Consider the following 22445-nt stretch of genomic DNA (forward strand, 5'->3'; position numbering starts at 1 on the left):
CTGGCCGCCCACCCCGCCCCTGCCGCCGGCGCCGCCGCCGTGGCCGCCGATACCCGCGCCGCCGGTACCGCCGGTGCCACCGTCGCCACCTTGACCGCCCGGGTCGCCGGGGTTGGGTGAGCTGGACGAGTCGGTTCCAGCGGCGCCCGTGCCACCTTGTCCGCCGGTGCCGCCGGTGCCGCCGGTGCCACCGGTGCCGTTGCTGCCGGCTGTTCCGCCGTCGGTTCCCGCGCCGGCGATCCCGGCGGTGCCGCCGGTGCCGCCCTTGCCGCCGCTGGCGCCGCCGCCGGCGCTGGTGCCGGTGTTGTTGCCGCCGCGGCCGCCATCGCCGCCCTGGCCGCCGATACCGCCCGTACCGCCCTGACCGCCGCCCTTGCCGTCGACACCGGCCCCGCCGGCACCGCCGTGTCCACCGACACCACCCTGACCGCCCTCGCTGCCGGCGGTGGGGGAGCTTGACGAGTCGGTGCCGGCGGCGCCGGTACCGCCCTGTCCGCCCTGTCCGCCTTGCCCGCCTTGCCCGCCAAGGCCGTTGGCGCCTCCCGCGCCGCCAGCCAGACCCGCCTGGCCCCCGGCACCGCCCATTCCGCCGTCGCCGCCGGCACCGCGGCTGACCGTGCTGGAACCCGCGGCGCCGGTTCCGCCGGTTCCACCGGCGCCGCCGGCGCCGCCGTTACCGCCATCGCCGCCAACGCCGCCGCCGCTTCCGCCGGTCCCGCCGGTCCCGCCCTGATAGCCGTTGGCGCCCGCGTGGCCGGTGCCGGGCGCGGCGTCGGGCGCTGCGCTGGCTGCGCCGCCCTGCCCGCCGGTTCCCCCCTTTCCGCCGAGCCCGGCGTTGCCCGCATGGCCGCCGAAACCGCCGGACAGGCCGGCCAGCCCCGGCGCACCGCCGGTGCCGCCGTTTCCACCGTTTCCGCCGTTGCTGCCACCGACCAGGCCGGTGCCACCGGCGCCGCCGATACCGCCAGTGCCGCCGTTTCCGCCGTTTCCGCCGTCGCCGGCGACACCGCCGTCCAGCGCTGCCCCGCCCGTACCACCCTGGCCGCCCTGGCCGCCGGCGATGCCCATGCCTCCGGTGGTTGCAGTGCCCGCACCGCCGGAGGAGCCCTGGGCGCCGTTGCCCCCGTTGCCACCCAGGCCGCCGGTACCACCGGCGCCCGCTGCTCCCGCTTGCCCGGCAGCGGTGAATAGTTGTCCAGCACCTCCGGCGCCGCCGTGGCCCGCGACACCCCCGGTGCCGCCGGTCCCGCCGATGCCGGGTGTCGAGCCGTCGCCGCCGTTTCCGCCAGTTCCGCCTATGCCCCCGGACCCACCTTGACCACCGGCCCCGCCGTGACCCCACAGCAGCGGAGCTTTGCCTCCAGCCCCGCCTGCGCCACCGGTGCCACCGGTGCCGCCGATACCGCCTTGTTGGTTAACGGGGCCGTCGAAACCGACGCCACCCTGGCCTCCCATACCACCGGCCCCACCGGCCCCTCCGTTGCTGAACCAGCCGCCGGCTCCACCGGCTCCGCCGGTCCCGCCGGTACCTCCGACACCGACGGGGTTGTTTGCGCCGATGCCACCACTACCACCCATTCCACCGGCACCCATCAGCAGACCGGCCGCCCCGCCGGCGCCACCGGCGGCTCCGCCGGCACCACCCGCGCCGCCCGCGCCGCCCCTGCCGATGAGCCCCGCGGCCCCGCCGGCGCCACCGGCCTGACCAGCTCCGCCGTTGGCACCGTTGCCGCCGTTGCCGATCAACAACCCGCCGGCCCCGCCGTTTCCGCCCGGCGTGGTCGCGTTGGCGCCGTTACCGATCAGCGGACGTCCCAGCAACGCCAGCGTCGGCGCGTTAACCACCGCGAGGGCACGCTGTTCGAAGACCTGCAGTGGCGAATAATTCGCTGCCTCGGCGACCGCGTACGCCCTGCCCGCACTGCTCAAGGCGCCCACAAATTGGTCCCGGACCAGCGCGGCCTGCGTAGCCACTGTCTGATAGTCGTGCGCGTGCTGTTCGAACAACGTTGTCAGAGCCAACGACACCTCGTCCTGCGCCGCCGCGACGATGCCTGTCATAGCCGGTACAGCCGCAGCGGTGCCGGTGCTGAGCGCCGTCCCGATAGCGTTGAGATCAGCTGCAGCCGCCGACAACACTTCGGGCGCCGCGATGACGAACGACATAAGCCTCTACTTCCCTGCCTCAAGGTGTTGCTGTGTGTGGATTGCTCGGCGTGTCGGCGCTTGAGGTATTGCCAATAGCCGGCGAGCCCGCCGCGGCTCCCGGCACCAGCGCTGGCCCTGACAGCGCAACCCAATGCATTTCATGAAAAACCCACCATTCCCTAATCGGGTTTGCGGATAATACCAAGCAAGCGCTTGGTGTATCATCCGCTGACCCAGAATCCGAGAAATGATCATGAGGAGCCGGTGCGAATGAATTTCCAGCTGTTGCCACCCGAGGTCACTTCCATGCAAATGTTCGGCGGCTTGGGGTCACGACCGCTGTTGACGGCTGCGAGTGGTTGGAACAACCTGGCCGGCGAGTTGGATTCAGCGGCGGCTTCATTCGAAGCCGTGACGTCTGAACTCGTCACTGGGGCTTGGCAGGGTTCGGCGGCCACGGCGATGACGGCCGCGGCAGCTCCCTATGTTGCGTGGTTGACCGCGGCGAGCAGGAAAGCCGGTGTGGCCGCGGGTTTAGCTCAGGCGGCGGCCGGTGCGTTTGAGGCGGCGCAGGCGGCCACGGTGTATCCGGCGGCGGTTGCGGCCAACCGGAGCCAACTGGTCTCGCTGGTGATGTCGAACTTGTTCGGGTTCAACGCCCCGGCCATTGCGGCCGCTGAGGCCGAATACGAGTCGATGTGGGCTCAAGACATTGCCGCGATGGTGGGCTATCACGGCGAAGTGTCGATGATCGCTTCGGCGCTGACGCCGTTCGGGCAGCTGTCGGCAAACCTTGCAAAGGTTTCGGCCGCCGCGGCGCCCGCAACGTCGGGGCTGTTGCCCGGGCTGGTGGTGGGTCTGCCGCAGGTGACGATACCGCCGATAAACATTCCTCGATTTCAGTTGCCGGCATTCGATCTTTTGGGCCTGAATATCGGCGGGTTTTCGTTACCGGCGCTTAATATTCCGCAGATATCGACGGGTGGTTTCCACTTGCCGGCGACATCCATATCGATTACGGCGAACTCGTTGACGATACCGTCGTTCACTTTCCCGGGTTTCTCGTTGCCGGGCGTGGCTATCGGGGGATTCAGCACGCCTCAGCTGGCCACGTCCCCGCTCGTTCTGCCTTCGCTGAGCATACCTGCCAGTGGGTTTTGGATTCCCTCCGGTGGCAGCAATATACCTGGAAATCCAGGACAGCTGACGAGTCATTCTCCTTCGCTTAACTACATCAGCCTGGTCGTCGGAGGTATTCCCAAGGTATTATTCGATGCCCCGTTAATCGGCAATGTTGATCTGAAGCTTCCGTCCACGATTTACGTGAATTTTGCCCTCGAGGTGTTGGGGCCGACGGCGACGCCCGGTATATATATCGGCGACTTTAATCTCGGTACCGGACAGTTCACGGGGAACACCGGATTCGTCTTACCGCCCATCGAGGTCTCGGGATTCAGCATCCCGAATATTTCTGTCCCCGCTTGGCAAACCCCAGAAATCACGCTGACAAATCCCGGCGTGACGATCGATATCGGGTCGATCGGAATCTCGGGGCTGACGTTTGGCCCGCTGACCGTTCCGCCTATCGCGATTGGGGAGTTTCAAGTGCCCCAGGTCGCTGTGGGTGGCATCGACATCGGCGCGTTCACCACCCCCGGTCCCATCACCGGCACGGGGTCGTTGGACATCAACCTCTTCAATCTGCTGCCGAAAATCCACATCGATTGGACAAATCCGTTGGCGGGCATTATTCATCCCGGTCCCAACGGTCCCTTCCTAGGCCCCTTGGAGACGCCGGAAATCACCGCCTCCATTGAGCTGCCGCAAATAACGGTACCCCCAATAGCTATCCCGCCGTTCAATCTGTCCGCGGTAGCTGTGCCGCCCATAGGCGTGTCACCGTTTAGCCTGGGGCAAATTTCGGTGCCTAGTATTCAGGTGAACGGTATCAATATCGGTGCCATCGACATACCAAATATCACCATTACGCCGCAACTGCCCAATATTTCAGTGGGCGCGTTTACGACCCCCACGGTTTCTGTCGGTAGTGCCAACGGATTTAGCCTACCCACAATCAAGTTCCCCAAAATCACGTTGCCCGAGATATCTCTTTATAACCCGTCCAATCCGGTGAATACTTTTGGCTTGGACCTCAACACATACGCATTCGTCGATCTCAGTGGGTCGCGAATTACAATCGTCCCTAACCCGTTCAACACCACGGTGCACCTTGGAGTTCCAGCGACTCAGATCCCGCCGCTGACATTGGTTAACCCATCCAATATGCTCGACCCGGTTAGCTTTGTGATCAACGGAACCGTCCAGGCCCTGAACCTGCCGCCCATCACAATTGACAGCTTCAACCTTGCGCTCAACTCTGGTCCAGTGCTGGCCCTGTCGGACATCCTCACCAGCAACATCCAACTGGGTGCCTTCAATACACCTGCAATCACCGTGCCGCCCATTGCGGTCGGGCCGCTCACCGGCTTCCAGTTGCCGCGAATCGGGCTCAGTGGCATTCAGTTCGGAGGCTTCTCCACCCCGGGCAACATTGTCATTCCACCGATCACCGTCACCCAGACCCTGCTGCCCAGCTTTACGCTGCTCCCAGCCATACCCCTGTGAGCAGTCAGCCGTACGGGGCTACGTCGACCCCCGGGACCCCCGGGATCGGCTCTTAGCCGCGGGTGACCTTGCCGGCCTTGATGCAGGAGGTGCACACGTTGAGGCGCTTCTTGTTCCCGCCGGGACGCGTCACGGCGTGCACGGTCTGCACGTTCGGGTCCCACCGGCGGCTGGTGCGGCGGTGGGAGTGCGACACCGACTTGCCGAAGCCGGGGCCTTTCCCGCAGATATCGCACACAGCGGCCATTGTTCAAGCTCCTCAAGTCTCTTGTTGGACGACAGCCCAGGATAGCCGCTGGCATAGGCAAGCTCCAAAACGATCGACAACTCGCAGCACCGCGTCAGGGTCTGTGCTGTCCCCGGGGCTGGCTAGGCTCTGACTGGTTCGAGGACTGATTCGAGGACTGGTTCGAGGCGCCGGCTGGAGGAGGTGGGGGCAAGGGTGAGTACGTCGGATCGGCTGCTGGACGCCCCGACCCTGCGGGATTGGGCGCACACCGTCGTGAGCGACCTGATCACCCATATCGACGAGATCAACCGGCTCAACGTGTTCCCGGTCGCCGACTCCGACACCGGCGCCAACATGCTGTTCACCATGCGTTCGGCGCTCGCCGAAGCCGATGGCGGCGGCGCTGGCGCCGATGTGGCCGCGGTCGCCGCGGCCCTGTCGGCCGGGGCCCTCAACGGCGCCCGGGGCAATTCCGGGGTCATCCTGTCCCAAATCCTGCGCGGCATTGCCGAGGCGACGGCTTGTGCGGCGGCCGAGTCCGGCGGTGTCCTGCCGGTGATCGACGCCGACATCCTCGGGGCCGCGCTGTGGCGCGGCGTCGAGTTGGTCATCGCCTCGATGGGCGGCGAGGAGATCCCGGGGACCATCGTCACCGTGTTGCGCGCCGCCGCCGGTGCGGTCGAGCAGTGCGTCATGGGCGGCGAAGGGTTGGCCCGCGCGGTCACCGCGGCCGGTGATGCGGCGGTTGTCGCACTGGAGAAGACCCCCGAGCAGCTCGACGTGCTGGCCGACGCCGGGGCGGTCGATGCCGGCGGACGCGGCCTGCTGGTGTTGCTGGACGCGTTGCGTTCGACGATCACCGGGCATGCGCCCGCCCGGTCCGTCTACGAACTGTCGCCGCGGTCGCCGGCCGCGTCGACTCCGTTGCGCAGCCCCGCCCCGCAATTCGAGGTGATGTATCTGCTGGCCGGTTTCGATGCCGCCGCGGTGGACGCGCTGCGCGACCGCCTGCAGGACTTGGGCGAATCGGTGGCGATCGCCGCCGCGTTGGCCGACAGCTACTCGGTGCACGTGCACACCGACGACGCCGGCGCCGCCATCGAGGCGGGGTTGGCGGCCGGGCGACTCAGCCGGATCGTGGTCTCGGCGCTGAGTTCCGGTGCCAACGGACTGCCGGCCGGCTGCTGGACGCGCGAGCGGGCCGTGCTGGCCGTCGTCGACGGCGCCGGTGCCGCCGAGTTGTTCGCCGCCGAAGGCGCCAATGTGCTGTGTCCGAGTCCAGACGCCGATATCAGCGCCCATCAATTGGTACGTGCGGTAGTGGATACCGGCGCAGCGCACGTGATGGTGCTGCCCAACGGATATGTGGCCGCCGAAGAACTGGTGGCCGGTTGCACCGCGGCCAGCGGCTGGGGCGTGGACGTGGTCCCCGTACCGACCGGCTCGATGGTGCAGGGGCTGGCCGCGCTGGCCGTGCACGACCCGGGCCGCCAGGCCGTCGACGACGGCTACAGCATGGCCCGCGCCGCCGGCGCCGCCCGGCACGGCTCGGTGCGCACTGCCACGCAGAAGGCGCTGACCTGGGCCGGCACCTGTGAGCCGGGCGACGGCCTGGGCATCGCCGGGGACGAGGTGCTGATCGTGGCCGAGGATGTCCGGACCGCGGCCGTCGGTCTGCTCGACTTGTTGTTGGCGTCCGGAGGCGACTTGGTGACGGTGCTGGTCGGCGACTGCCTGCAGGGAGACGAGGCCGCGGACATCGGTGGCATCCTGGAAAAGCATGTACACGACCGTCATCCGGGTACCGAGCTGGTCACCTACCACACCGGGCATCGGGGTGACGCGTTGCTGATCGGGGTCGAGTAGCCATGGTGTCACTGGGTGACCGGCTGGATTTCATCGTCGGCGCCAAGGCCGCCGACAATCTCGACGCCGAGTTCGGCATCCGGACCGTCGACGATCTGCTGCGGCACTATCCGCGCAGCTACACCGAAAGCGGGTCGCGCCTTGGCGACGAGCGACCCGAGCCCGGCGAACACATCACCCTCATCGACACGATCGTCTCGGCGGCCATGCAATCGGCGCGCCGCGACCCATCGAAGAAGTTCCTGCGCGTCACCCTGGGCGCTGGACGCGGCAGGGTGACCGCCACCTTCTTCAACCCGAGATTCATCAGCAGGGGGCTCACCAAGGGCACGAAGGTGATGCTGTCCGGGGAAGTCGGTTACTACAAGGGCGAAATGCAGCTCACGCACCCCGCTTTCCTCATCCTTGACTCGCCGGATGGGCAGGCCCGCGGCACCAGGTCGATGAAGGCCATTGCCGACGTGTCCAACGCCAACAGCAGCGAGGAATTGCTGGCAACGTTTGAGCGGCACTTCTTCCCGATCTATCCGGCCAGCGCGAAGATGCAGAGCTGGGACATTTTCGCTTGCGTGCGCCAGGTGCTTGACGTCCTCGACCCGGTGCCCGATCCGCTGCCCGCCGAGCTGCGTGCCGCGCACGACCTCATCTCCGAAGATGAAGCCCTTCGCGCCATTCACCTCGCCGAAAGCCCGTCCCAACGCGAACGGGCCCGCCGGCGCCTGACCTTCGACGAGGCCGTCGGCCTGCAGTGGGCGCTGGTGGCCCGCCGGCACGGTGAGCTGTCGGAGTCGGGACCGCCGGCGCCGCCGCGATCCGACGGTCTGGCCGCGGAGTTGTTGGCGCGCTTGCCTTTTGAGCTGACGAACGGACAGCGCGAGGTGCTCGGCGTGTTGTCCGCTGAGCTCGCCGCGACCCGCCCGCTCAACCGCCTGCTGCAGGGCGAAGTGGGATCGGGCAAGACGATCGTCGCGGTACTGGCGATGCTGCAGATGGTCGACGCGGGATACCAGTGTGCGCTCTTGGCCCCGACGGAAGTGCTTGCCGCCCAACACTTACGGTCGATACGCGAGGTCCTCGGGCCGTTGGGGATGGGCGGACAGCTGGGCGGGGCCGACAACGCAACCCGGGTGGCGTTGCTCACCGGGTCGATGACGGCCGGGCAGAAGAAGCAGGTTCGCGCCGAGATCGTAAGCGGCCAGGCCGGAATCGTCATCGGCACCCATGCGCTGCTGCAGGACGCCGTCGACTTTCACAACCTGGGCATGGTGGTAGTCGACGAGCAGCACCGCTTCGGTGTGGAGCAGCGAGATCAGTTGCGCGCCAAGGCTCCTGCCGGCATCACCCCGCACTTGCTGGTGATGACCGCTACGCCGATACCGCGCACCGTCGCGCTCACCGTCTACGGCGATTTGGAAACCTCGACGCTGCGCGAACTTCCCCGCGGACGCCAGCCGATCGCCACCAATGTCATCTTCGTCGCCGACAAGCCCGCCTGGCTCGAGCGTGCCTGGCGGCGCATCATCGAGGAGGTCGCCGCCGGCCGCCAGGCCTACGTGGTGGCACCCCGGATCGACGAGTCCGACGACACGGACTCCCAGGACGGCCGCCGGCCGTCGGCGACGGCGGAAGGTCTGTTCACCCGGCTGCGCTCGGCCGAGCTGGCGGATCTGCGATTGGCGCTCATGCACGGACGATTGCCGGCCGACGAGAAAGAGGCCGCGATGGCGGCGTTTCGCGCCGGTGAGGTCGATGTGCTGGTGTGCACCACCGTCATTGAGGTGGGCGTCGACGTCCCCAACGCCACGGTCATGCTGGTGATGGATGCCGACCGGTTCGGTATCAGCCAGTTGCATCAGCTGCGTGGCCGCATCGGGCGCGGCGAGCATCCCAGCCTGTGCCTGCTGGCCAGCTGGGTGTCGCCCGGGTCGCCGTCAGCGGACCGGCTGCGGGCGGTCGCCGGGACCCTGGACGGATTCGCCCTGGCCGATCTGGACCTCAAGGAGCGCAAGGAGGGAGATGTGCTGGGCCGCAACCAGTCCGGCAAGGCCGTCACTCTCAAGCTGCTGTCGCTGGCCGAGCATCAAGTGTTCATCGAGGCCGCCCACGACTTCTGTACCAGCGCCTACGACGACGGCCATCCGCATCTCGGGCTGGAAGTGATGGCAGCACGCTTCACCGACACCGACCGCATCGAATACCTGGACAAAGCGTGACGCGCCGGCTGTTGCTCTGGCTGGCGCTGGCCGCGGTGCTGGCGTTGGTGGTGGCTTATCAGACCTTGGGATCGTCGTCGGCCCGGCATGCCGAGGAGTTCGCCGCGCGCGCCGACATCCCGACGGTGCAGCCCGGCACCGACGTGCTCGCCGGAATCGCCGTGCTGCCGCAGCGCAGCCACCGCTACGACTACCGCAGAGCGGCATTCGGGGAGGCCTGGGACGACGACAATGACGCCCCGCTCGGCCACAACGGCTGCGACACCCGCGACGACATCCTCAACCGCGATCTCACCGACAAGACCTTTGTGGCCACCAAGCGCTGCCCGAATGCGGTGGCCACCGGCACGCTGCATGACCCCTACACCAACGCCGTCATCGCCTTCCAGCGCGGCGCCAAGGTCGGCGAAGCGGTGCAGATCGACCACATCGTCCCGCTCGCGTACGCCTGGGACATGGGGGCCTACGGCTGGCCGGATCCGGTGCGGCTGCGGTTCGCCAACGATCCGGGCAACCTGCTGGCCGTGCAGGGTCAGGCCAACCAGAACAAGGGCGACCTGCCGCCGGCGCAGTGGATGCCGCCGAACAAGGCGTTCGCCTGTCAGTACGCGATGCAGTTCATCGCCGTGCTGCGGGGTTACTCGCTACCGGTGGACCAGGCGTCCACCGACGTCCTGCGCCAGGCCGCGGCCACCTGCCCGACGGGCTAGTGCCCGCGCGAGTGTGAATCTCACGACGCGACACGCCGATGAGGCGTCAGCGGGTTCACACTCGGCGAGAGGGATTGCTAGCCGGCGTAGGTCAGCGGGTCCTCACGGATGCGGGTGCCGTCGTTGAGGCCGTTGATCGCGTCCATGTGCTCGGCGGCCAATTCGAAATCGAACACGTCGAGGTTGCTGGCGATGCGTTCGGCCTTGGCGGACCGGAAGACGACCGCGTTGCCCAGTTGCAGGTTCCAGCGCAGCAGCACCTGTGCGGGCGTCTTCCCGTATTCGCCGGCGACCGAGGTCACGGTCGGGTTGTCCATCAGCCGGCCCAGCGCTAGCGGGGTGTAGGACTGCGTGACGACGTTGTGCTGGGCATTGGCCTTGCGCAGCTCGTCCTGGTTGAGCAGCGGGTGCAACTCGATCTGGTTGACCGCCGGGGTGACGAACGTGAGGTCGATGACCATCTCCAGGTGCTCATCGGTGAAGTTGGACACCCCGATCGAGCGGGCATGCCCTTCACCGCGCGACTGAATGAGCCCGCCGAATGCGTCCACATACTTACCGATGGTCGGGGCCGGCCAGTGGATCAGGTACAGGTCCACGTAATCCAGGCCGAGCCGGTCCAGGCTGGCCTGGCAGGCGTCCTGGGAGACGCTGAAACCATGCTCTGCGGTTGCCAGCTTGGTGGTGACGAACAACTCGGCGCGCGGAATCCCGGAGGCCGCGATGGCGCGCCCGACGGCGGCCTCGTTGCCGTAGACGGCGGCGGTATCGATCAGCCGGCAGCCGACTTCCAGTGCCGCCGAGACCGCGCGTTCGGTCTCGTCCTCTGACAATTCCGCGACGCCAAGGCCAAGCACCGGCATCGTGTTCTCGTCGTTGAGCGTGATTGAGGGGATCGAGGGGCTCGGGGCGCCCGACATCATTTCACCTACCTGTTTGAAGTGAACGTTCTCGGATTAGGGCCAAGCCGTGTTCCGTCATCGAGCGACGAGATCGACGCCATTTCATTGGCGCTGAGTTCGAAGTCGAACACGTCGAAGTTGCTCGCAATCCGGATTGGGTTCACCGACTTGGGGATCACGATATTACCGAGTTGTATATGCCACCTAATCAACACCTGGGCCGGTGTCCGCCCGCAGCCTTCCGCGACGGCCGTCACGGTCGGGTGAGTCAGCAGCGTGCCCCGGCCCAAGGGCGACCACGCTTCGGTCGCGATGCCGCGTTGAGCATGCACTTTGCGCAATTCGGTCTGCGGCAGCTGCGGATGCAGCTCGATCTGGTTGACCGCCGGGACGATGCCGATGGCGTCGATAAGGACCATGAGGTGCTCGGGCTCGAAATTGCTGACGCCGATAGACCGGATTCGGCCCTGATCGCGTAGGTGGGCAAATGCCTTGAAAGTGTCCACGAACTTGTTGAGCAGCGGCTGGGGCCAATGAATCAGATAAAGGTCCAGATAATCCAGCCCGAGGCGCTCCATGCTGGCGTCGAACGCCTTGAGCGTGCTGTCGTAGCCCTGGTCGGGATTGGCCAGCTTGGTCACCACGTACAGTTGGTCGCGGGGCACGTCGGAATCGGCGATCGCGCGCCCGGTCTCACGTTCGTTGCGGTAGGCCGCCGCGGTGTCGATATGCCGATAACCGGCGCGCAGCGCGGCACCCACCGCCTGTTCGGTGTCTGCCGGCTCGATCTTGAAGACACCGAGGCCCACGGCGGGGATCGAGTTGCCGTCGTTCAGTGTCACAGAGCTTTGTTCTAGGGAGCAGCCCATGACCAAGAGTCTGCCAGGCTCGCCGGATCTGCAGCCGGGGGTAAGGCATGAACCGCTGCGGTGGACGACGCGCATGCAGAACACCGCCACCAGCGTCGGGATCAAGGTCATTCCGTGGATTCCCACCCGGGCCAAGCGGTTGCTCGCGGGCGGTCGTTCGGTGGTCATCGACGGCAACACTCTCGACCCGACCCTGCAATTGATGCTGTCGGCGCAGCGCACCTTCGGCATCGACGGACTGGTTGTCGAGGACGACCCGGCCGCTTCCCGGTCGCTGATGTTGCAAAGCATGCTGGACATGCCCGGTCCTCAGATTCATGTCGAGGTGAAAGAGGTGACGCTGCCGGGGTCGGCCGGTGAGCTCCGCGCCCGGCACTACCTGCCGCCCGGTGCTGCGCCGGCGCCGCTGCTGGTCTTCTACCACGGTGGTGGCTTTTCGATCGGCGACCTGGACACCCACGACGCGGTGTGCAGGTTGACCAGCCGCGACGCGGGCGTACACGTGCTGTCCGTCGACTACCGGCTGGCGCCCGAGCATCCTGCTCCGGCCGCGGTCGACGACGCCTTTGCGGCGTTCAACTGGGCCTGCGAACACGCCGACGAACTCGGCGCCATCCCCGGACAGGTCGCCGTCGGCGGCGACAGCGCGGGCGGCAACCTGGCCGCCGTGGTGGCCCAACTGGCGCGCGACGGCGGCGGCCCCACCCCGGTGCTGCAGTGGCTGATCTATCCGCGCACCGACCACACCGCCAAGACGCGGTCACTGAGCCTGTTCGCGCGCGGCTTCTTGCTGACCAAACGCGACATCGATTGGTTTGAATCGCAATACCTGCGGGGCTCTGGAATCGATCGGGCAGATCCCCGGGTGTCCCCGGCGCGGGCGAAGTCGTTGGCCGGACTGGCGCCGGCGCTCATCGCGGTTGCCGGTTTCGACCCGCTGCGCGATGAGGGCGCGGACTACGCGGCGGCATTGCGAGCCGCAGGCACCCCGGTGGACCTGCGCAGCATGGGCTCGCTGACGCACGGCTTCGTCAATCTGTTTCAGCTGGGTGGCGGCTGCGCCGCCGGGACGAAAGAGCTGATTTCGGCGCTGCGTGCGCACCTGAGCCGCGCCTGAGTTGGTGCGGGGGCCGCCGGTACGCTAGAGGCGCCTTCTCAGCAAGTTTGGCAACAAGCAGCCCGACCGAAGACATGTGAGGATCAGCGAACCTGTGGCCGACAAAAAGAAACCCCCGCGGATCGACCTGAAGTCGCCCGACGGCAAATTCGGCCGGCTGCTGCAGATCGGTGGCACGGCGATCATCGTGCTGTTCGCCGTCGGCCTGGTGTTCTACATCGTCACCTCGCACCAAAAGAAGCAAAGTGCGGGGGTCGGGCCGGGACATGCAGTCCGGGTGACCTCGGGCAAGTTGGTGACCCAGCCCGGCACCAGCAACCCCAAAGTGGTGCTCTCGTTCTACGAGGACTTCCTGTGCCCGGCGTGCGGCAATTTCGAGCGCAGCTTTGGGCCGACCGTTTCCAAGCTGGTCGACATCGGCGCCGTTGCGGCCGACTACACCATGATTGCGTTCCTGAGCAGCCCGCAAAACCAGAACTACTCGGCGCGGGCCGCCGCCGCGGCCTACTGCGTAGCCGATGAGTCCCTGGCGGCATTCCGCCGATTCCACGAGGCGCTCTACGATCCCAACATCCAGCCCAGGGAAGATGGCAAGACCTTCCCCGACAACGCGAAGCTGATTGAAATCGCGCGTGAATCCGGTGCGGGGGGCAAGGTGCCGGACTGCATCAACAGCGGGAAGTACATCTCGATGGTCGACGGGTTAGCCAGGGCGGAGAACATCCGGGCAACCCCGACGGTCAAGTTCAACGGCAACGACTATCAGTGGTCGACGCCGGATGCGCTGGTTGCCAAGGTCAAAGAGGTCGTCGGCAATGTGCCCGGCATTGACGCCCTCGCGGCCGGCGACGCATCCTGACGAGTGTGGTGTCAGCCCAACCCGCCGAGCCATCCGACGATGTGACGCCGGCTGCGCCGGGTGACATCGCGGTGCCGGCGCCCAGCGCGTGGTGGGTGCTGATTGCCGGCGTGATCGGCCTGGTCGCTTCGTTGACGCTGACGGTGGAGAAGATCGAGCTGCTCCTCAATTCGTCCTATGTGCCGTCCTGCAACGTCAACCCCATCCTTTCCTGCGGTTCGGTGATGATGACGCCGCAGGCTTCGCTGCTCGGCTTCCCCAACCCGGTGGTCGGCATCGCCGGTTTCGCCGTGGTAGTGGTGACGGGCGTGTTGGCGGTGACGAAAGTCCCTCTGCCGCAGTGGTATTGGCTGGGGCTGACGATCGGGTTGCTGATCGGTGCGGGGTTCGTGCACTGGCTGATATTTCAGAGTCTGTACCGAATCGGCGCTTTGTGCCCGTACTGCATGGTGGTGTGGGCCGTCACCGTCACGCTGCTGGTGGTGACGGCGTCCATCGTGTTTCGCCCCGTGCTCGCGCGCCGGGATGCCGGTGTGGCGCGGCTGCTTTTCGGCTGGCGATGGTCGATCACCACGCTGTGGTTCACCGCGGTGTTCCTGATGATCATGGTCCGCTTTTGGAACTACTGGTCGACACTCATCTGAGAAGAGCCAACGTGATTTCCAAAGTGCTGGTTGCCAATCGCGGCGAGATCGCGATCCGGGCCTTCCGTGCGGCCTACGAACTCGGTATCGGCACCGTGGCCGTCTACGCGCACGAGGACCGCAATTCGCTGCATCGAACCAAGGCCGACGAGTCCTATCAGATCGGCGAACTCGGTCGCCCGGTGCGGGCCTACCTGTCCGTCGACGAGATCGTCGGCACCGCGCGGCGGGCCGGGGCTGACGCCGTCTACCCCGGATACGGATTCCTTTCGGAGAACCCGGATTTGGCGGCGGCGTGCGCGAGCGCGGGCATCACGTTCGTCGGGCCCAGCGCCGAAGTGCTTGAGCTGACCGGAAATAAGGCGCGCGCCATCGCCGCCGCCCGGGAGGCGGGCCTGCCGGTGCTGACGTCGTCGGCGCCGTCGGCGTCGGTGGACGAGCTGGTGTCGGCATCGGCCGGGATGCGCTTCCCGTTGTTCGTCAAGGCGGTCGCCGGCGGCGGCGGGCGCGGCATGCGCCGCGTCAACGACCCCGCCGCGCTGCCGGAGGCGATCGAAGCGGCCAGCCGGGAAGCCGAGTCGGCGTTCGGGGATCCCACGGTCTACCTCGAACAGGCGGTGCGCAATCCGCGCCACATCGAGGTGCAGATTCTGGCCGACACCCACGGCGACGTGATCCACCTGTACGAGCGCGACTGCAGCGTGCAGCGACGGCATCAGAAGGTCATCGAACTGGCGCCGGCGCCCAACCTGCCCGCCGAATTGCGCGGCAAGATCTGCGCCGACGCCGTCGCCTTCGCCCGCCACATCGGCTACAGCTGCGCCGGCACGGTCGAGTTTCTGCTGGACGAAAGCGGCGACTACGTCTTCATCGAGATGAATCCGCGGATCCAGGTGGAGCACACCGTCACCGAGGAGATCACCGATGTCGATCTGGTTTCCAGCCAGCTCCGCATCGCTTCGGGGGAGTCACTGGCCGACCTGGGCCTGACCCAGGACGCGGTCCGGCCACACGGCGCGGCGCTGCAGTGCCGGATCACCACCGAGGATCCGGCCAACGGCTTCCGGCCGGACACCGGGCGGATCAGCGCCCTGCGTATCCCCGGCGGTGCCGGCATCCGCCTGGACGGCAGCACGGTGCTGGGCGCCGAGATCAGCGCGCACTTCGATTCCATGCTGGTCAAGCTGACCTGCCGGGGGCGCGACTTCTCGACCGCGGTGAACCGGGCACGCCGGGCGATGGCCGAGTTCCGGATTCGCGGCGTATCGACGAACATTCCCTTCCTGCAAGCGGTTCTGGACGATCCCGACTTTCAGGCCGGCCGCATCACCACCTCGTTCATCGATGAGCGCCCGCAGTTGCTCACCGCCCGAACCTCGGCCGACCGCGGCACCAAGATCCTCAACTACCTGGCCGATGTCACCGTCAACAAGCCGCACGGCACCCGGCCGTCGACGGTGTACCCGCAGGACAAGCTGCCCGACATCGACTTGGATGCCGCGCCGCCGGCCGGGTCCAAGCAGCGGCTGGTCGAGCTGGGTCCGGAGGGCTTCGCGCGCTGGCTGCGGACGTCGACGGCGGTGGGCGTAACCGACACCACGTTCCGCGACGCCCACCAATCGCTACTGGCGACGCGGCTGCGTACCAGCGGGTTGATGATGGTGGCGCCGTATGTCGCACGCCTGATGCCGCAGCTGCTCTCGGTGGAGTGCTGGGGCGGCGCGACTTACGATGTGGCGCTGCGTTTCCTCAAAGAGGATCCGTGGGAGCGGCTGGCCACCCTGCGCGAACGGATGCCGAACATCTGCCTGCAGATGCTGCTGCGCGGGCGAAACACGGTGGGCTACACGCCATATCCGGTGACGGTCACGTCGGCGTTCATCGAAGAGGCGACGGCCACCGGCATCGACATCTTCCGCATCTTCGACGCGCTCAACAACCTGGACTCGATGCGTCCGGCGATCGATGCGGTGCGCGAAACCGGTTCTGCCATAGCCGAAGTCGCGATGTGTTACAGCGGCGATCTGTCCGACCCGGCGGAGCGGCTCTACACCCTCGACTACTACCTGCGGCTGGCCGAGCAGATCGTGGACGCCGGGGCGCACATGCTGGCGATCAAGGACATGGCCGGGCTGTTACGGGTTCCGGCCGCGCGCACGCTGGTCGGTGCGCTGCGCAGCCGCTTCGACCTGCCGGTGCATGTGCACACCCATGACACACCCGGCGGTCAGCTGGCCAGCTATGTGGCCGCCTGGCAGGCCGGTGCCGACGCCGTCGACGGCGCCGCCGCCCCGATGGCCGGGACCACCAGCCAGCCCGCGCTCAGCTCGATAGTGGCCGCCGCCGCGCACACCGAATACGACAGCGGGCTGTCGCTGGAGTCGGTGTGCGCGCTCGAGCCGTATTGGGAGGCGCTGCGAAAGGTCTACGCGCCCTTCGAGTCTGGCTTACCGGGCCCGACGGGACGGGTCTACCACCACGAGATTCCCGGTGGTCAGTTGTCCAACCTGCGCCAGCAGGCGATCGCGCTGGGGCTGGGCGACCGGTTCGAGGAGATCGAGGAGGCGTATGCCGGCGCCGACCGGGTATTGGGCCGGCTGATCAAGGTCACGCCCTCGTCCAAGGTGGTCGGCGATCTGGCCCTGGCGCTGGTCGGCTCGGGGCTGAGCGCCGACGAATTCGCCTTCGACCCAGCACGATTCGACATTCCGGACTCGGTGCTGGGCTTCCTGCAGGGCGAGCTGGGCGACCCGCCCGGCGGGTGGCCCGAGCCACTGCGCAGCGCGGCGCTGGCCGGGCGGCCACCGGCTCGGCCCGCTCCCGAGCTGACCGAGGACGACAAGGCGGCGTTGGCCGCACCCGGGCCCAAACGTCAGGCCACCCTGAACCGACTGCTATTTCCCGGTCCCACAAAGGAATTCGACGAGCACCGGGAAACGTACGGCGACACGTCACAGTTGTCGGCCAACCAGTTCTTCTACGGTCTGCGGCAGGGCGAAGAGCACCGGGTGAAGCTGGAGCGCGGCGTGGAGCTGCTGATCGGGCTGGAAGCCATTTCCGAGCCGGACGAGCGAGCCATGCGCACGGTGATGTGCATCATCAACGGCCAGCTGCGACCGGTGCTGGTGCGCGACCGCAGCATCGCCAGCACCGTTCCGGCCGCCGAGAAGGCCGACCGTGGCAACCCCGGCCACATCGCCGCGCCGTTCGCCGGCGTCGTCACCGTGAGCGTGTCCGAAGGCGAGGAGGTGAGCGCCGGACAGACCATCGCCACCATCGAGGCGATGAAGATGGAGGCGCCGATCACCGCACCCAGCGACGGCACCGTGCAGCGGGTGGCGGTGTCCAGCACCGCTGCAGTCGAAGGCGGCGACCTGCTGGTGGTGCTGAGCTGACGCGCCGGCGACGATGCAGAGCGCAGCGATGAGGAGGAGCGGCGCAGTTGACGAGAATTATCGGTGGCGTGGCAGGGGGACGGCGCATCGTCGTTCCGCCGCGGGGGACCAGGCCGACCACCGATCGGGTGCGCGAAGCGCTGTTCAATGTCCTTGCCGCGCGCCGTGATCTGACGGGCCTGGCGGTGCTCGACCTGTATGCGGGTTCGGGTGCGCTGGGGCTGGAGGCGCTGTCGCGCGGGGCCGCATCGGCGTTGTTCGTCGAGTCCGACCAGCGCACCGCGGCCGTTATCGCGCGCAATATCGAGGCCGTGGGTCTGGCCGGTGCGACACTGCGCCGCGGCGCGGTGGCGGCCGTGGTGGCCGCCGGGACACCGGCTGCGGTGGATCTGGTGCTGGCCGATCCGCCCTATGACGTGGGCACCGCCGAGATCGAGGCAGTCCTGGGCGCACTGGTGGCCCACGGCTGGGCCGGACCCGGGACCGTCGCGGTGGTCGAGCGGGCGGCAAGCAGCGAACCGTTGACGTGGCCGCAGGGTTGGGAGCTGTGGCCGTCGCGCGTCTACGGCGACACCCGTTTGGAGCTGGCCGAACTGGGCTGATGCGCCCTGCTACGGTCTTGTTTCATGAGCGGCGCGGTTTGTCCGGGATCGTTTGACCCCGTCACCTTGGGCCACATCGACGTTTTCGAACGTGCGGCGGCTCAGTTCGACGAGGTGGTGGTCGCGATCCTGACCAATCCCGCCAAGAAGGGCATGTTCGACCTGGACGAGCGCATCGCGATGATCAACGAGTCGACGACGCACTTGCCCAACTTGCGAGTGGAGTCCGGGCAGGGGCTGGTGGTCGACTTCGTCCGGTCCCGCGGCATGAATGCCATCGTGAAGGGCCTGCGCACTGGCACCGATTTCGAATACGAGCTGCAGATGGCGCAGATGAACAAGCACGTCGCCGGCGTCGACACGTTCTTCGTCGCGACGGCGCCGCGCTATTCGTTCGTGTCGTCGTCGCTGGCCAAAGAGGTCGCGCTGCTGGGCGGTGATGTGTCCGAGCTGCTGCCCGAACCGGTCAACCGGCGGCTACGCGAGCTGATCGCGAAGAAACGGGCCTAGCGCCGGCAGTTGCTCAGCGGACCAGGCCCGTTCGGTTCGCTACGACTTAGTTCGGGTCAAAGCACTGGTAGAACGTCTGCGTCGCGTAGTCGTAGCAGGTGTATGTGCCGTATGCCTGGTGGGTCGGTGCTGCGTCGGCGGTGCCGACGGAGGCGCCGAAGGCCGCCAGGCCGATTGCCGAGGCCAGCAATGACATCCCGGCCAGGGCACGGATACGGGTGGTGAACATTAATACCTCTTGCTTTCCGCGTGGTTTGCGTTGTGGGGGGCGGCGGTTGCCGTTGCACAAAGATTGCTGGCAGCCGCTTGACGAAACCTTGTGACATCCTTGGCGTTGCGGAATGCGCCTTTAGAAGACGATGGTTTGGTTGTCGTGCAGGATAACCCGGTCCTGGCAGTGCCACAGCACCGCGCGCGACAGCACCGCGCGCTCGACGTCGGCGCCCACCCGCACCAGGTCGTCAACGGTGTGAGTGTGGTTGACCCGCACCACATCCTGTTCGATGATGGGGCCCTCGTCGAGCACCTCGGTGACGTAATGTGCCGTTGCCCCAACGAGTTTGACGCCTCGCTCGCGGGCGCGCTTGTACGGGGACGCGCCGATGAAGGCGGGCAGGAACGAGTGATGAATGTTGATCAGTGGGCAGCCGACTGCGTTGAGGAACTCCGGGGTGAGGATCTGCATGTAGCGGGCCAGCACCACCAAATCCACGTTGCCGCTGAGCAACTGGAGCTGACGCTGTTCTGCCTCGGCGCGGGTGTCCCGGGTGGCGGGGATGTGGATGAACGGCACCCCGAACGGCCGTACATGCTCGGCCAGGTCGGGGTGGTTGGCGATCACCATGGCCACAGACATTTGCAGTTCGCCGCGGCGGTTGCGCCACAACAGATCCAGCAGGCAGTGGTCGTCGCGCGACGCCATGATGGCGACCCGCTTGGGCTTGGCCGCTTCGGTAAACCGGTAGTCGATGCTGAACTTGTCGGCGACGGTGGCCGCGAACTCGCGCTCCAGTCCGTCGATCGCGGCCGTCAGGCCGGGTAGGTGAAATATCGCGCGCTGCAGGAAGGTTCCGTCCTCTGGCGCGGTGGAGTGCTGGTCGAGCGAGATGATGTTGGCCCCGGCCTGCTTCAGGAAGGTGCTCACGGCGGCGATGATGCCCGGGCGGTCATGGCAGCGCAGCAGCAGCCGGCCGATATCGGCCGGCGGCGGGGGACCGGCCGGCCGTTGCGGGTAGCTGTCAGGCTCCTTCGGCGTTGGCACCTACGGCCCCCTTTTGCCGGTTGATCAGAATTCCGCAGGCCACTGTACCGCCGGCAGGAGGGTTCGCCACCAGTTAGGCAAGCCGATCAATGATCCTTCGGAGAAATACGGACCGGCGTTGGGTGTCAGAGACGAGTAGCCGTCGTTGACCATCGGCTGCAATATCGAGTTGAGGTGATCGACGATCGGCGCCGCGACACCGATCTGCTTGAGCGGCAACAACATCGGCAGCGTCGGTGCCGGGACCACGTAGGTGGTGATCGTGCCACCCAACGGGTCGGTCACACTGGACAGCTGCACCACGGCCGACGGCGATACCAGTGCGGCCGGGTCGTGGTAGTAAGCCGCCCCGAACAGTGAGTTCGCCACCGCCAAGAGATTCCAGGGCCGGTCGGGCGGATTGCCCCAGAAGTCGTATTGGCCGAACACCACGCTGACGTCGTACTGGGTGTGCGCCAGGGGCTGCACCGTGTAGTCGATCAGCGGCACCGTCGTCCCGTTCGGCAGGTAAATGTGCGCCAGGCCCAGCTCCGGGTTGGAGAACATGGCGAACTGCAGGGCATGGGCCGGCGGTGCGTCCGGAGCCGTTGCGAGATAAGCCAATTCGCGGTTGAGGACGATGGTTCCCTGCGACAGCGCGGCAATGTGCACCGGTGACCCGTTGCCGTTGACTACCGCGTTCATGATCTGGTCGTTGAGTGCGCGTTGCCCCATGGCGATGGCGTCGTTGGCGCCCGGAGCGGCCAGGCTACCGCTGAAGATGCCGATGCTGGCCGGGTAGTTGACCACCTGGGCCATGGTGTTGGGGAACCAGTTCTGGCCGATAGCGTGGTTGAGTAAGTCATAGCCCTGCAGGATCGACACCGTACTGGGTCCCGCGACGCCGCCCTCGAGGAATTTCTGTCCTAGGTAGGGCAGCCGGGTGAGGAAGTTCGGTTGGTAAAGCGGTCCCGCGCCGGGGATCGTGATCCTGGTGCCCGCGGCGGCCGTGGTCGTCACCTGTCCGGCATTGGCGAGCTCGGCGCTGCGATATGCGTTCGCCGTCGCCGTCAATGTCTGCACGAAGCGCTCATGGAAATCCGCCGCCTGCGCGCTGATCGACTGGTAGGCCAAGCCGTGCGCACTGAATATTGCCGCAATGCCCGTCGACACCTCGTCGGCAGCCGCGGTCAGCAAGGATGTGGTGGAGCTGGCCGCTGCCGCGTTGGCCGCACCGACCGCCGACCCCATCGCGGCCACGCTCTCGGCAGCGGTCCTCAGGAAATCGGGTGTTGCCACGACGTACGACACTGACGCCTCCTCGAGGTGGCTGTGAGGTTACTCGCAGCCCGAGCCGCGCGCGGGCTTTCGTGACACCGTCATTTACGCTCACGTCGGCGACGGTCCGCGGCGCGTTCGGCCCGAGAGTAAGGGGAGCAAAATGACCGGGACAGCAAGCGTTGATGCCGAACTTCGGCAGTTGCGCGAAACTACCGTCCTCGCGCATTTCGAAGCAGAGAACGAGCACGACGTCGCGGCCACCCTCGCGACATTCAAATCCGGTTCCGCCCGAACGGAGTTGCCCGGGGAAGTCGCCGATGGGCCAAATGCCGTCGCCGACGCGTACCGAGAGCTCTTCACCGCTTTTCCGGACATGCGCTTCATCGACATCAAGCCCGAATCGCTATGCCACCATGGCAACAGGGTGATCTTGGAATCTCGCGTGCAGGGTACGCACCGGGGAACCTATCGCGGCCTGCCGCCGACTGGCCGCTGGGTCGATTTGCCGGTGGTAGCGATCTTCGAGTTCGACGGCCCCGATCTCGTCTGTGAGCGCGCCTACTTCGACCGCCTCGCGTTATTGATGCTCCTCGGCGTCGCTCGCGACCCGAACAGCCGGGCCGGTCGGATCGCCGCCCTCCTCAACCACCCCGTGACGGTCGCCCGAGCGGCATTGCGTGCTGCGCGCGGAGCAAGTTAACGCCGCAATGCCGCGCGCGGGCTTGCTTACGGGTCGTCCTCGTCATCGGGTTCGTCTTCTTCCACCAGGAGTTTCTCCGGATGGTGGAAGGTGTTCGTTCGTGGCTGGCCGTGGTCGAGGTGCGGCGGCGGGATCCATTGGGTGTCGCCGTGGGCGTTTTTGCGGGTGGCCCAGCCCTTTTCGGCCAGCGGGTGATGGCCGCCGCAGGCGAAGGTGAGCTGGTCGACGTCGGTGCTGCCGCACTGGGCATGCGGGATGCAATGGTGCACTTCACAGTAGTACCCCGGCGTATCGCAGCCCGGTGCCGAACAACCGCGTTCCTTGGCGTACAACACAATTCGCTGTGCCGGTGAGGCCAGACGTTTCGTGTGATACAGCGCCAGGGGCTTGCCTTGGTCGAAGATCGCCAGATAGTGGTTGGCCTGGCGGCCCAGGCGGATCACGTCGGGCATGGGCAGGATGGTGCCGCCGCCGGTGAGCCCGCGCCCGGCCGCAGCTTCTAAGTCCTTGAGTGTGGTGGTGACGATGATCGAGG

Annotated in this window: 19 protein-coding genes; 11 read left to right on the forward strand and 8 right to left on the reverse strand. The window is 66.8% G+C overall.

Going from position 1 to position 22445, the window contains the following annotated elements; genetic code table 11:
* A partial coding sequence (locus BST12_RS34370) for a PE family protein (protein ID WP_139801912.1) occupies positions 1 to 2166 on the reverse strand: 2166 nt, incomplete at its 3' end.
* A gap of 252 nt (positions 2167 to 2418) precedes the next feature.
* Between BST12_RS34370 and BST12_RS25005 the strand changes: the two genes are divergently transcribed.
* Positions 2419 to 4773, forward strand: a complete 2355-nt coding sequence (locus tag BST12_RS25005) for a PPE family protein (protein WP_139801913.1) — start codon at positions 2419 to 2421, stop codon at positions 4771 to 4773.
* 52 nt (positions 4774 to 4825) lie between these two features.
* Here BST12_RS25005 and rpmB read toward each other — a convergent pair whose 3' ends face one another.
* Positions 4826 to 5020, reverse strand: a complete 195-nt coding sequence (gene rpmB, locus BST12_RS25010) for a 50S ribosomal protein L28 (protein WP_083115929.1) — start codon at positions 5018 to 5020, stop codon at positions 4826 to 4828.
* Between the two features lie 195 nt (positions 5021 to 5215).
* On the opposite strand from rpmB, the gene BST12_RS25015 reads away from it, so the two are divergent.
* Genes BST12_RS25015 through BST12_RS25025 form a run of 3 tightly spaced genes read left to right on the forward strand, consistent with a single transcriptional unit; the run spans position 5216 to position 9791 of the window.
* On the forward strand, positions 5216 to 6868 hold the full coding sequence (locus tag BST12_RS25015; RefSeq protein WP_083115930.1) for a DAK2 domain-containing protein: 1653 nt from the start codon (positions 5216 to 5218) through the stop codon (positions 6866 to 6868).
* Between the two features lie 2 nt (positions 6869 to 6870).
* Positions 6871 to 9081 carry an ATP-dependent DNA helicase RecG gene (gene recG / locus BST12_RS25020; RefSeq protein ID WP_083115931.1) on the forward strand — a complete coding sequence of 737 codons (2211 nt, stop codon included), beginning with the start codon at positions 6871 to 6873 and terminating at the stop codon, positions 9079 to 9081.
* Positions 9078 to 9791: an HNH endonuclease family protein gene (locus BST12_RS25025; protein ID WP_083115932.1), complete on the forward strand. Its 714-nt coding sequence runs from the start codon at positions 9078 to 9080 to the stop codon at positions 9789 to 9791. The genes recG and BST12_RS25025 overlap by 4 nt, the downstream gene beginning before the upstream one ends.
* Positions 9792 to 9868: 77 nt before the next feature.
* Here BST12_RS25025 and BST12_RS25030 read toward each other — a convergent pair whose 3' ends face one another.
* Together BST12_RS25030 and BST12_RS25035 are read right to left on the reverse strand one after the other, a co-directional pair.
* Positions 9869 to 10714, reverse strand: a complete 846-nt coding sequence (locus BST12_RS25030) for an aldo/keto reductase (protein ID WP_083115933.1) — start codon at positions 10712 to 10714, stop codon at positions 9869 to 9871.
* A 5-nt stretch (positions 10715 to 10719) separates the two neighbouring features.
* Positions 10720 to 11562, reverse strand: a complete 843-nt coding sequence (locus BST12_RS25035; RefSeq protein WP_083115934.1) for an aldo/keto reductase — start codon at positions 11560 to 11562, stop codon at positions 10720 to 10722.
* Here BST12_RS25035 and BST12_RS25040 point away from each other — a divergent pair.
* The 6 genes from BST12_RS25040 to coaD all read left to right on the forward strand — a co-directional run bounded on the left by BST12_RS25040 (position 11561) and on the right by coaD (position 18689).
* Entirely contained in the window at positions 11561 to 12679 is a 1119-nt protein-coding gene (locus tag BST12_RS25040; RefSeq protein WP_083115935.1) for an alpha/beta hydrolase, read from the forward strand. The genes BST12_RS25035 and BST12_RS25040 overlap by 2 nt on opposite strands.
* Before the next feature lie 94 nt (positions 12680 to 12773).
* The gene (locus tag BST12_RS25045) at positions 12774 to 13538 is read left to right on the forward strand and encodes a DsbA family protein (RefSeq protein WP_083115944.1); all 765 of its coding nucleotides are present in this window, start codon (positions 12774 to 12776) and stop codon (positions 13536 to 13538) included.
* 5 nt (positions 13539 to 13543) lie between these two features.
* The gene (locus tag BST12_RS25050) at positions 13544 to 14182 is read left to right on the forward strand and encodes a vitamin K epoxide reductase family protein (protein ID WP_139801915.1); all 639 of its coding nucleotides are present in this window, start codon (positions 13544 to 13546) and stop codon (positions 14180 to 14182) included.
* Positions 14183 to 14193: 11 nt separating this feature from the next.
* A complete protein-coding gene (locus BST12_RS25055) occupies positions 14194 to 17577 on the forward strand; it encodes a pyruvate carboxylase (protein ID WP_083115937.1) in 3384 nt (1127 codons plus the stop codon).
* Between the two features lie 47 nt (positions 17578 to 17624).
* Positions 17625 to 18179 carry a 16S rRNA (guanine(966)-N(2))-methyltransferase RsmD gene (gene rsmD, locus BST12_RS25060; protein ID WP_083115938.1) on the forward strand — a complete coding sequence of 185 codons (555 nt, stop codon included), beginning with the start codon at positions 17625 to 17627 and terminating at the stop codon, positions 18177 to 18179.
* 24 nt (positions 18180 to 18203) lie between these two features.
* Positions 18204 to 18689: a pantetheine-phosphate adenylyltransferase gene (gene coaD, locus BST12_RS25065; RefSeq protein ID WP_083115939.1), complete on the forward strand. Its 486-nt coding sequence runs from the start codon at positions 18204 to 18206 to the stop codon at positions 18687 to 18689.
* A 46-nt stretch (positions 18690 to 18735) separates the two neighbouring features.
* Here coaD and BST12_RS25070 read toward each other — a convergent pair whose 3' ends face one another.
* The 3 genes from BST12_RS25070 to BST12_RS25080 all read right to left on the reverse strand — a co-directional run bounded on the left by BST12_RS25070 (position 18736) and on the right by BST12_RS25080 (position 21240).
* On the reverse strand, positions 18736 to 18918 hold the full coding sequence (locus BST12_RS25070) for a hypothetical protein (RefSeq protein WP_083115940.1): 183 nt from the start codon (positions 18916 to 18918) through the stop codon (positions 18736 to 18738).
* A gap of 120 nt (positions 18919 to 19038) precedes the next feature.
* Positions 19039 to 19950: a formyltetrahydrofolate deformylase gene (gene purU, locus BST12_RS25075; protein ID WP_083115941.1), complete on the reverse strand. Its 912-nt coding sequence runs from the start codon at positions 19948 to 19950 to the stop codon at positions 19039 to 19041.
* Between the two features lie 24 nt (positions 19951 to 19974).
* A complete protein-coding gene (locus BST12_RS25080) occupies positions 19975 to 21240 on the reverse strand; it encodes a PE-PPE domain-containing protein (RefSeq protein ID WP_083115942.1) in 1266 nt (421 codons plus the stop codon).
* A 130-nt stretch (positions 21241 to 21370) separates the two neighbouring features.
* On the opposite strand from BST12_RS25080, the gene BST12_RS25085 reads away from it, so the two are divergent.
* The gene (locus BST12_RS25085; protein WP_083115943.1) at positions 21371 to 21910 is read left to right on the forward strand and encodes an ester cyclase; all 540 of its coding nucleotides are present in this window, start codon (positions 21371 to 21373) and stop codon (positions 21908 to 21910) included.
* Positions 21911 to 21936: 26 nt separating this feature from the next.
* Here BST12_RS25085 and BST12_RS25090 read toward each other — a convergent pair.
* Positions 21937 to 22445: HNH endonuclease signature motif containing protein (locus BST12_RS25090; protein ID WP_139801916.1), on the reverse strand; the 509-nt coding region annotated here is incomplete at its 5' end.

The sequence above is a fragment of the Mycobacterium angelicum genome (genome assembly GCF_002086155.1).
Lineage (GTDB): Bacteria > Actinomycetota > Actinomycetes > Mycobacteriales > Mycobacteriaceae > Mycobacterium > Mycobacterium angelicum.

Excerpts from the sequence above, each read along its gene's own strand:
- BST12_RS25005 (WP_139801913.1), top strand. The coding sequence starts at position 2,419 with ATGAATTTCCAGCTGTTGCCACCCGAGGTCACTTCCATGCAAATGTTC.
- rpmB (WP_083115929.1), bottom strand. The coding sequence starts at position 5,020 with ATGGCCGCTGTGTGCGATATCTGCGGGAAAGGCCCCGGCTTCGGCAAG.
- recG (WP_083115931.1), top strand. The coding sequence starts at position 6,871 with ATGGTGTCACTGGGTGACCGGCTGGATTTCATCGTCGGCGCCAAGGCC.
- BST12_RS25030 (WP_083115933.1), bottom strand. The coding sequence starts at position 10,714 with ATGATGTCGGGCGCCCCGAGCCCCTCGATCCCCTCAATCACGCTCAAC.
- BST12_RS25040 (WP_083115935.1), top strand. The coding sequence starts at position 11,561 with ATGACCAAGAGTCTGCCAGGCTCGCCGGATCTGCAGCCGGGGGTAAGG.
- BST12_RS25035 (WP_083115934.1), bottom strand. The coding sequence starts at position 11,562 with ATGGGCTGCTCCCTAGAACAAAGCTCTGTGACACTGAACGACGGCAAC.
- coaD (WP_083115939.1), top strand. The coding sequence starts at position 18,204 with ATGAGCGGCGCGGTTTGTCCGGGATCGTTTGACCCCGTCACCTTGGGC.
- BST12_RS25070 (WP_083115940.1), bottom strand. The coding sequence starts at position 18,918 with ATGTTCACCACCCGTATCCGTGCCCTGGCCGGGATGTCATTGCTGGCC.
- BST12_RS25085 (WP_083115943.1), top strand. The coding sequence starts at position 21,371 with ATGACCGGGACAGCAAGCGTTGATGCCGAACTTCGGCAGTTGCGCGAA.